The 9674-nt window shown below is 34.6% G+C and carries 16 protein-coding genes; all 16 read right to left on the bottom strand.

Annotated features, from left to right (window positions below; all coding sequences use genetic code 11):
* Positions 1–11: 11 nt before the first annotated feature.
* From RQ893_RS00195 to RQ893_RS00120, 16 genes are read right to left on the bottom strand one after another with little or no spacing between them, the layout of a single operon-like run.
* Positions 12–191, bottom strand: coding sequence for a hypothetical protein (locus RQ893_RS00195; protein WP_311481043.1), 180 nt, complete (start codon positions 189–191; stop codon positions 12–14).
* Complete coding sequence (locus tag RQ893_RS00190; RefSeq protein ID WP_308652447.1) at positions 188–382, bottom strand: hypothetical protein; 195 nt, start codon at positions 380–382, stop codon at positions 188–190. Before RQ893_RS00190 ends, RQ893_RS00195 begins: the two co-directional genes overlap by 4 nt.
* Positions 375–713, bottom strand: coding sequence for a hypothetical protein (locus tag RQ893_RS00185; RefSeq protein WP_308652446.1), 339 nt, complete (start codon positions 711–713; stop codon positions 375–377). Before RQ893_RS00185 ends, RQ893_RS00190 begins: the two co-directional genes overlap by 8 nt.
* A 39-nt stretch (positions 714–752) precedes the next feature.
* Positions 753–1253 (bottom strand): single-stranded DNA-binding protein, encoded by a 501-nt coding sequence (locus tag RQ893_RS00180; RefSeq protein WP_311481042.1) that lies wholly within the window; start codon positions 1251–1253, stop codon positions 753–755.
* Positions 1250–1486 carry a hypothetical protein gene (locus tag RQ893_RS00175; protein WP_311481041.1) on the bottom strand — a complete coding sequence of 79 codons (237 nt, stop codon included), beginning with the start codon at positions 1484–1486 and terminating at the stop codon, positions 1250–1252. Before RQ893_RS00175 ends, RQ893_RS00180 begins: the two co-directional genes overlap by 4 nt.
* Positions 1476–1943 carry a hypothetical protein gene (locus tag RQ893_RS00170; RefSeq protein WP_311481040.1) on the bottom strand — a complete coding sequence of 156 codons (468 nt, stop codon included), beginning with the start codon at positions 1941–1943 and terminating at the stop codon, positions 1476–1478. Before RQ893_RS00170 ends, RQ893_RS00175 begins: the two co-directional genes overlap by 11 nt.
* The gene (locus RQ893_RS00165) at positions 1940–2941 is read right to left on the bottom strand and encodes a hypothetical protein (protein WP_311481039.1); all 1002 of its coding nucleotides are present in this window, start codon (positions 2939–2941) and stop codon (positions 1940–1942) included. The genes RQ893_RS00170 and RQ893_RS00165 overlap by 4 nt, the downstream gene beginning before the upstream one ends.
* Positions 2922–3680 (bottom strand): HNH endonuclease, encoded by a 759-nt coding sequence (locus RQ893_RS00160; protein WP_311481038.1) that lies wholly within the window; start codon positions 3678–3680, stop codon positions 2922–2924. Before RQ893_RS00160 ends, RQ893_RS00165 begins: the two co-directional genes overlap by 20 nt.
* A complete protein-coding gene (locus RQ893_RS00155; protein ID WP_311481037.1) occupies positions 3681–4406 on the bottom strand; it encodes an MBL fold metallo-hydrolase in 726 nt (241 codons plus the stop codon).
* 9 nt (positions 4407–4415) lie between these two features.
* Positions 4416–5354 carry a RecT family recombinase gene (locus RQ893_RS00150; RefSeq protein ID WP_311481036.1) on the bottom strand — a complete coding sequence of 313 codons (939 nt, stop codon included), beginning with the start codon at positions 5352–5354 and terminating at the stop codon, positions 4416–4418.
* 9 nt (positions 5355–5363) lie between these two features.
* The gene (locus RQ893_RS00145) at positions 5364–7316 is read right to left on the bottom strand and encodes an ATP-binding protein (RefSeq protein WP_311481035.1); all 1953 of its coding nucleotides are present in this window, start codon (positions 7314–7316) and stop codon (positions 5364–5366) included.
* Entirely contained in the window at positions 7282–7473 is a 192-nt protein-coding gene (locus RQ893_RS00140; RefSeq protein WP_311481034.1) for a hypothetical protein, read from the bottom strand. Before RQ893_RS00140 ends, RQ893_RS00145 begins: the two co-directional genes overlap by 35 nt.
* On the bottom strand, positions 7466–7648 hold the full coding sequence (locus tag RQ893_RS00135; protein ID WP_265213606.1) for a hypothetical protein: 183 nt from the start codon (positions 7646–7648) through the stop codon (positions 7466–7468). The genes RQ893_RS00140 and RQ893_RS00135 overlap by 8 nt, the downstream gene beginning before the upstream one ends.
* A gap of 60 nt (positions 7649–7708) precedes the next feature.
* Positions 7709–8056, bottom strand: coding sequence for a hypothetical protein (locus tag RQ893_RS00130; protein WP_311481033.1), 348 nt, complete (start codon positions 8054–8056; stop codon positions 7709–7711).
* Positions 8057–8060: 4 nt separating this feature from the next.
* Positions 8061–8546 carry a hypothetical protein gene (locus RQ893_RS00125; RefSeq protein ID WP_311481032.1) on the bottom strand — a complete coding sequence of 162 codons (486 nt, stop codon included), beginning with the start codon at positions 8544–8546 and terminating at the stop codon, positions 8061–8063.
* A gap of 2 nt (positions 8547–8548) precedes the next feature.
* On the bottom strand, positions 8549–9673 hold the full coding sequence (locus RQ893_RS00120; protein ID WP_311481031.1) for a ParB N-terminal domain-containing protein: 1125 nt from the start codon (positions 9671–9673) through the stop codon (positions 8549–8551).
* Position 9674 lies beyond the last annotated feature (1 nt).

Below are 9674 nucleotides of genomic sequence, written 5' to 3'. Positions count from 1 at the left end.
CCTCAATTTCTTTACTTGTCATTGTTGGTCTCTTCTCGCCAATACTTGATTGTTTCAAGCATCACCATGCCTATAACGTCACCGTTAGCTTTTATTTCCAAGATTCCCCTGTCCTCATCTACAGAGTATTCATCACAATCAAAATCTTCTTTTCCGCCAAATTTAAAATCAACTGTTACTTTTTTGTTCATACTTCCTCGTTTCTTTGTGCCGCGTCTCTAATTTCCTGTATCAAGTCCAAATAATGGAAAAACATCACTCTATCAAATTTTTTATAATGTTTTTTCTTGAAAAAATTATTCTCCCATGAAGTGCCTATTTTATAATCATAGGCTATCATTTCTGCCTTTAAGTCTTCGATTGATTTTTTATTGTTATTCATATTGCATATGGCACTTCTTTTGAAATTTCTTGTTGATATTTCTTCTTATTTCTGTAAGCTGATTATATTCTTCACCAAGCGCTTTTAGGTCTGTGAAGTTATAATAAGCATACAAAATTTGGAGAATTGTATATCCATATGGTGTTTGAAAAAAATCTTCGTCAGCAATAACCTCTTTGTCCATTCTTTCGCTTGCCTCATCTGGGTATCTTGAATTATCAACTGTATTGATAACGCTTAAAAGGGCATAAATATTCATATCTTTATAACTTGTAAAGTCATATAGTAATCCATCAATAACAATATAATCTCGTCCGATTTGTACTTTCATTTTGTTCTCCTTTTGTTTTCTGTTATTTGTTTAGTTTTTTTAAAATGGTATGGCACCATTGTCTTCTATCTCGCTAAAATCATCTTCATAAAATCCATTGTCATTATTTCGTCCATAATTGCCCCTAGATTGATTTTGTTGTCCTCGGCTAGTATTTACATTAGAATTGTTATTCCTCGCCTGCTGGGTACCATTTTGACTCGAATTTGGTAGGAAGGTGACGTTATCTGCAATCACATCTGTAGTGTAGATTGTTTTTCCACTTTCCCTATCCTGGTATGATCCTGTTTGAAGTCTCCCTTCAATCGCACATGGGTTGCCCTTAAATAGGTATCTGTTGGCATTTTCTCCCATCTTGCCCCATACATATATCCTCGGAAAATCTGCTGTAGGTCTATTTTGTGCTTCTAGTTCTTGTTTTTTCTCCCTGCTTAGTCTTTTATTTACTGCTAAAGTAAAAGTGCATACCGCTTGATTTGATTGGGTATATTTTAATTCTGGGTCTCTTACTAAGTAGCCCACTAAATCTACACGATTCATTCTTGATTCTCCTTTTCGTTATCTATAGCCATCACCCCATAGAATTTCTCGCTATCAGCACTTAAAAATCCTTCATGAATAGATTTCACATATTTACTTAGCATATTAAGTTTTCCTCTTATTGTAAAACTACCGTCTAGATCATTGATCCAAAATTCTATAAAATCATCAATTACAACTATTTCTTCGATTTCTTCACTATCTTTTTCTGCAAACATTAGCTTAATTTTCATCTCGATTCTCCTTTTCGTCTATAACTTCAATTCCATAAAAATCTTCATGGTCTAGCATTAAGTGCCTACCCTTACAATAAACACTTAAGCCCTTGGTGTACTCGTTGATATATAAAGCTATAAAATCATCTATTTCTTCATATCTGTTTTTCGGATAACCGTCTTCAGTCAATCCGTCATGATATACTAATTTGATTTTTACATGGTTTTTTGGCTGTTTTTCTTTCTTATCAGTCGATTCTTTGCCTGTTGTCTCTTCTTCCCTAACTTCTTTTAGCCTTTTCTTTGATATTTCGTAAAGCTTTGAACTTAGGCTTGCCATTCCACTTACTGCTGCTATTTTGCTGTCAGCGTCCATGTTTTTATCGAACAATTCGTCTTTCTTGTCAAGCTCAACTGATATTGCCATTAATTGATTAAGTAAAATTAGCTCATAGTCGTTTATTTCTAGTTTCATTTGTTCTCCTGGTTTTTTAGTCTTTCTAATCTTCGTCTTCTTGCAATTTCTGATATGGATTCCTCTTTTGTTGGCTGTATCTCTGCTTTATCGTTGTAAGTTCCCTCTAGGACTTTTACAAAGTTACTAGGCTTTACGAACCAATCAAAGGTCGCATTCCACGTGCTGATGTAGCCTTTTAAAAATCGGCTATTATCTATGGTCTTAATTGCTTTTAAAACATCATCTAGGCTATATTCACTGATTCTTGCCTTTAACATCTTGTACCTATCAGTTCCTGGATTTAAGGATTGTATCTTGGGTATATTGCCATCTAGCTTGTTCCACTCGTCTATGATTTGGCTTTTCCGATTAGGTTGTGGTTGTTTTGCCGTATCGGGTACCGATTCGGTGGGCGTATCGTGTACCGTATCAGAGTATAATTTATTTTTTTCTGAAATGTTGAATTTTTCCACTTCTTCCGTATCGGGTACCGATTCGGTAGGCGTATGAGTATAAGTATAAGTATTAGTATAAGTATTAGTATAAGTATTTAAGATATAGTTCCTCTTACTTATTTCTTGCTCAAATATAGTTTTTATACTTTTATCTACATCTCTTTTTGATAACTCCCACCAATCAATCATGTTTTCGTACACTCTTTCGATTAAGTGAAGGCTCGATACTTCTTCAAGCGTTCTAGTTACCATTTCTTCAATAGGCCTACCACCTCTATTTATGGTGTATTTCATAGCATTATGGATTGCTATTTCCTGTTCTTCAAAATCATAAGTTATCCTGGTGTACTTGTTCATAAACCTATCTATCAAAGTTCTAGTCGATTCTGGACTATAGCCTATTTCAAAGGCCATTAGCTTTATAGGTAGTTTAAAGATTCCTGTTGAATTACCTCTAGGACAAGTAAGTAAATACATCATGAATAGCTTATCTTCTGGGCTGTACTCATCTATAACTTGTTCATCATTCCAAAATTCACGTTCAATTATTGTTCTGCTCATATCCTGCCTCTATTTCGATTATGTATTCCATAGTCTCTTTAAATTCAGTCCAATTCTTAACCGTCTTGGCAACCTCGGTTAAGTAATCTTTATCAACGTATTTAGAGACCCTTTTTAGATAATTAATTCCTACTGGTTTGTTATAATAGTAAAGCCTATTGTTCAAAATTCCGCTTATATAGTATAAATCAACATCTGCACCTTTCTCTGGATTTGCTACATAATAAGCAATTCTTGGTATCATATCAAATGCTTTGTTAGTATCTGAATATTGAATTATCGACCTATCCATAGCTTCTAGTAAATCTTTTAATTTATACTTTTTAAGCCATTTTTTTATTCGCTTTTTACCTTCGTCCGTAACTTCACAATCGGTTGCTATCTCAAACTCTTCACAAAATATTTCAACAACATCATTATCAAGGTTTTTTAATTCATCTCGCCATTCTAACATCATGTCTATTTGGTTTCGTTTTTCTTGTAGCTCTTCCATTTCCTGCTGTTGCTTTGTCACCATTGAGTTATCCGACAATTTCCTATCAGATTTTCCTCTATTGCAATCCCTGCATGAGGTTATCAAGTTTAATAAATCATTAGTACCACCCTTGCTTACTGGGTTTATATGGTCTACTTCCAAAATCACATTCGGTGCTGATTTTCCACAATATTGACAAGTAAAAGAGTCTCTCTTGAAAACTTCAAATCTTAATTTCTTACTAATTGTTTTTCTCTTTGCCATCTAGCAAACCTCCACTTCTACTCCGCTAACTTCCTGTATCTGTCTTTTAATTTCCGCTTCATCACTATTACCATCTGATAAGTGCAAAACATAAATCTTTTTACACTTACTCAAATCCGCAAGTTTAAGGGCTTCTACAACTGTTTCAAGGCTCATATGATTTTTCACAATCCTATTTCTCAAGCTTGCATGAATGAGTCCATATCTTAACTTGTTATCAATTTTTGACTTTGTATAATTGCACTCAATCATGATATAGTCGACCTTTGGTATCTTATAGGGCAAGTAGGCTGTATCTGTAACAAAAAAGATTTGTTCCCCTTGCAATAAATCGCTTATTACATATCCAACTGGCTCTCTAACATCATGTATTGTCATAAAAGGTGTAATCCTATAGCAACCGATATTAAAAGCCTTGTAGGTCAAAATATCGCCTATTTTGATACCCTCAAATGTATTAATCCTATGTCCGTATAGCTTTAAGGCTTCCGCCGTTCCTTTAGTCATGTATAAGTCAATACCTGCCCTTGCTAGGTCTTTTGCTGCTTTTGCATGGTCAAGGTGTTCATGTGTTATCAAGCAAGCACCTATCTCGCTAGTCTTAAAGCCTAGCTTTCTTTGAATCACCTTGAATGGTAGCCCACACTCTAGTAAAAGCGTGGACGACCCGTTGTCTAACTTGTAGCAATTACCGCTAGACCCTGTTCCTAAAACTTCAATTTCCATGTCAATCACCTAAAATGGTGGATTTTTCACTTCTACAAAATCATCTGTAAAAAAGTCAGGTTGTATTTCTTCTTGTTCTTCTTCGATGATTTCATCTGGCTCTGTATCTATGTTTTCTGCTATAGCTTTAACTTCTTCCTCTTTAAGTTCTTCATTGCCAATGTCTAGCTCTAGGGTATTTGCCTTATGTTCTAGCTCTTGGCTTATCTCCTGGTCTGTATAAGCTGCTGACTTATCACTTGCACTTACTATGTCAGAATCATCTGCCGTATTGACAAAGGATTTTACTGCCCTTGATTTAACAGTTTTTATAGCCTGCTGGTCTGGGAAATTTTTATGTGCTGGTGATTCGCCTTTTGCCCCTCCCATGGCCCAAGAGTCTTTTATCTGCTCCATTGTCATGTATTCTGTGTACCTGACATTTCCTCTTCTATCTGTGATTACTGCAAAGGCTCCTGTTATATCCGACTTAGTCCACTTGCTTATATCTGGTTCATAGGACTTGACTTGTATAACTCCTTTTTTAGGATCAAAGACTAGTTCTAGTTTGTCATTTTTATAGACCGCATAGGCGTATGTCTCGCCTATATCCTCGCCCCCTCTTTTAGCTAGGGCTACATTGCCTTGATAGGATATAGATAAGGTGCAAGTATTGCCGTAAGGGATAAAGTAACATTGCTTTTTATCTGGGTTTAGCCCTTTTTGCGCCATCTCCATAATCGTCTTTAAGATTGACTCTTGGGTACAAATGTCTACAATCGCCTTGCCTTTATTTGGTCCTTTTTCTATCGGTTTAGTTATCAAGTACCTTGCCGCTTGGATTGCGTTTTTATAGCTATAATTTTCTGGTATGTCTACTTGCTTGTTTTCGACCATCTTTGTGTACATACCTATAGCCTGGTTGATTATCTGTGTTACTCCTGTTTTCATTGGGATTTGATTTGTCATGTTTAACTCCTATAATTCTTCGACTTTTAAATTCTTAAGTTTGCTTACTGTAAGTGTTATAAGTTGGCTATCTACGTCAATTAGCTTGTTTACACTCTCTGCATTGTCTACAAAGATTGGTATTTGCTTTTCAAAGTGCTTACTTAAGGCCTTTATAACATCTAGACCCGCATTTATCTGTGCCGCACTATTAAGTGATCCGTAAGGTACTCCGCCATAAGTTGCATCTGCAACCTCTACGATTCCTCCGTTGATTTGTGTATCAAATAGCTTAAACTCTACAAAATTAAATAGCTTATTGATTTTGTCATTAACTAGCTCTGCATAGGTTTTTGTGTACTCATCGCACAAAAACAATTTGTACTGTTCACCCTCGTAAGCTATAGCTAGGTCTTTTTCCTCTTTTTCGTATTTGCTTATTTTTTCGTCCAATTTCGCATTTAAACCTTGATTAGATAGTTTAGTATTAATTTCATCTAAACTTTTAACTAAGACCTGTTTTTGCTCCAATTTTTGGGTATTATCGACCTTACTTATATCGTCAATTTCTTTTTGGATTGCTTTTGACTTTTCTCTTCTCTCGTCTATCTCTTTAAGTGCTTTGTCACAAAGTTCTAATTTTTGTGCTTTATCAAGCTTTTCTTCTTGGTCAGCTTCTAGCATCTTATTAGCCGCCCTAGCATCGCTAATCTTTAATAATGTGCTTTGAATTTCTTCTAGCTCTTCTTTGTTTGCTGCTAGGTCTTCTTCTAGGCTCTTAACTTCACCCTGGCAATATTGACCATCTTTGCCTATCTCTTCTAGTCTTTTGCTTTTATCTAGATTAAAATGCTTTAAGATTTCATCTTTCTTTTCTGGATCAAATTCTTTTCCACAAGTAGGGCATATAAAATTTCCATCAAATTTTTCTAATTGTATATTTTTCCATTTTTCCCTTAGTATCTCCATATCTTTTTTATATTTATTGATTGAGTCTCGACTTCTTTCTTGATACTTTGCTAGGGTCTTTCTTCTATCAATTAAGTTTTCTATTTCATAGTCTGCTGCTGTTATTTTCCTTCTAGTATCGTTTAAATCTGTTTCTGCTTCTTTGATTAGCTTAGCTTTATTATTTTCAAACTCTCCTGTGATTTTGTGACACTCACTTAGTAGGTCTGTCATAGCTTTTTGCTTTTCTTCTATCTCTTTGCCTACATCTTTAGTACCTGCTAGGTATTTATCTATATCATCTATGGACTTTTGGATTTCTGATTTTTCCTTTTCTAGCTCGGTGAAATCTTCTGTAGTTTTTGTTTTTTCTAGTTCATCAATCCTTGCTGGTATCTCTTTTAGCTTGTTATTGATTTTTTTACTACTAGCATTGGCCATAGCTTGGATTTCATCTATGCTATAATGTTCTAGGTCTAAGTCTTTTAGTTCTTTTTTAGCCCTTATTACATCATCTGTGCTTACATCTTTTACAAGACTTAAAAGTATGTTCCTACGCTCTTTTTTGTCTAGGATTGTGTTAAAATATATTGGATTAGATAAAAGATTAAATTCATCTTCAGTAACGATTTTTCCTATCTCGTCTTCATATTCTTTTTTCTTTTTTGGCACGTCATTTATATAAAAATCTGTAGTATTTCCTGTAAAGGTTTCTGTGTTAGATCCTCGTTTTTTGCTCCAAACTTCTTTGTATATTCTTTCAAATTTTATTCCCTTACCGTCTATATCAAAGATTCCTACTACGCTTGATTCTAGGTTATGAATTATGTCGTTATTCTCATCATAAGGCTTGATTTCATAGTCCTTTCGATTAAAACTATCCTTGCCCCATAATAACCATGAATAGGCGTCAAATATAGTCGATTTGCCTGTGGCATTGTCACCGCTTATGTTGGTCTTTTCTGTAAAGTCTATCTCTTTTTCTTTGATTCCTTTAAAGTTACTTAGGGTTAATTTCTTTAAAGTTACGTGCATATACTTTTCTCCTAATTTCTTTTGATAATTCTTCTGTTAGTATTTTTTCGTCATGACTTAGTTTTTCTTTGTCTAGTTTTTCAAAAATTCCATTTAGATAAATTACTGCATCAATATCCCGCTTGGATATCCATAGCCTAATCTCTTTCCTAGTCATGAAAACTCCTTTTTAGCTTTGTTTTGCTGCTGATTGCAACTCTTAACATAGCTAGCTTGTCTGATCTGTCTTTTTCGTTTTCAGTCTGTTCTATCTTTCTCTCCATAAAAATTAGAGTTTCTAGACTTCTACTTTGTAAATCTTCAAAATATTTTTGTTGGTCTTCTATTTTCATCTTTTCTCTTTTCTTTTTGTAAAACATAGGGTATAATTTACCTATGTTTAACTTTTGAAATTACACTAGCCACAAGCCGGCAATTAAGGTTATTACTGCAAAAGGGACTCCCCACATTGCACAATAAGGTGTCCTGCCAAACATGGATATTAGAATCCACACTATAGCTAGGCCTGTGATTAGTGTTTTTTCTTTTAGTCTTTTATCTGCTAAGCCTTCTAATTCCTTTAGTCTTGCACTATCGATAGGATCAAGGCTTTTTTTATTTGCCTTATAAAGTTCGTATCTCTCTTTTCTTCCAGGTATCCTTTTTATCTCCCTAGCCCATCTAGGTCCTATTACGTCTTCTGGTCTTTCTATTTTGATTTGTGGTAGTTCTTTATTTGTTGGTCTGTATAGTCTTTGCATTGTTTCAACCTTTCTTAGCTTCGTCTAGTTTCTTTTTATGTTCATATAACTTGTCACTATCAAATTGCACTTCTTCGTATGAGTTTAATCCCTTGATTATTCCCTCATAGTATCTTTTCTCGGTTTTTCCAACTGCACTAGCTAGGTTGTAATTTCTTCTTAAAAACCTGTAAATGTCGCTACAAGTTACCCCATATATATAGCTTGGATATCCTACTAATTCTTTCGCCAGCCTTCTTACGTTGTAAGTTATATTGTCTTCTTGGTCATGAGTTATTTCGTATGATAATTCTAAATCATCAACTCTTTGAGTTAGCTCCTTATGCTCTTGCCTAAAATCTGCTTGTTCTCGCCTAAACTCTACAAATTCCCCTCTCATATCTGTTAGTAAGTTATTTGTCATTGCTAATGCTTTGTTCATCGCATCTACTGTTTGTATAAAGTTCATATCGCTTTTAGTTTTTGGTGTTTTGTTTGTGTATTCTGTCATGTCTAGCTCCTATATTTTTTTATTGCTTCTTCACAATTGATATATAACTGTTCTGAAAATTCTCTTAAATGTTTAACTGAATCTAGGTATAGATTTCTTTCTCTAGGTGTAACCTCTTCTAAATATTCTGTTAGATATAATTGGCCGCCTATACTTCTTAAAAATCCTGCTATTGAGTAGTGCATACTAGTAATATCACTTACTCTCTTTCTGTGTGCTTCTTCTGTTTCTAATTGACTTATCGCTAACTTTTTATCGTTAATTAAGCTAAGATTTTTTGTAATTTCTTTCTGTAGGTCATCTTTAAGTCTTTTGATTTCTGATTTGTAGTACCTTATATCAGCCCTATCTACTTCTTTAATAACTTCTTTAACTTCTTCTTTAGGCTCTTTTTGTAATTCGTATAGCTTGTTCTCTAGCTCTTTTTGATAGGCCATTAACTCTTTTAATTCATCTTGTAGGTCTTTATAATCTTCTGGTATAACCTCTTTTTCTATGATTTCTGGTTCTCTTTGCTCTAGCTCGATCACTTTATCAGCTAGTCTTTTGTTTGCTGCTGTACTTTCTTCTAGTTGTTTTTCTAGCTCTTTAACCTTGGTATAAGCCTTGTGTGTGCTTATTTCCTCATTGTTCCATTGTTCAAGTGTTTCTGGGTCGGCATTGTCGGCAATGTACTTTTCTTTTCTGTATTGCTCGCCGCTTCCTATCTCTAGTTTTCTTGCTACAATATCGTCTGTCTCACTTCCCACAAAATTTTGGGTAACGTCAAGGTCTGTCCTATTGCCTTGTCTTTCTTTTGCCTTGACTCTCTCAATCCTTTCAAGCTGCCTTGCATACTCGATTCTTTCTGACTTATTGAAGTCTTTTCTGTTTTCGTTTTCGTTGATTTCAAGGTTTAACTTATGTTCAGCATCTTCTACCTTCATGATCCTAACTTCTACTTGCTTATAGCCTAGCTTTTTCATAGCTTCTAGCCTTCTTTCACCTGCTATAAGTTCAAAGTCTGGAGTCACTACTGGCGGATTGATAAGCCCATTTTTTGCTATATCATCTGATAACTCTTTAAGGTCTCCCATATCCTTTCTGATTCGGTCGCCTACCTTTACTTTTTCAATGTCAATTAGCATT

Origin of the sequence: uncultured Anaerococcus sp., assembly GCF_963510915.1 — a bacterium.
Lineage (GTDB): Bacteria > Bacillota > Clostridia > Tissierellales > Peptoniphilaceae > Anaerococcus.
Note: the sequence above shows the minus strand (reverse complement) of the source record. Positions and strands in the feature narration are given on the sequence as shown.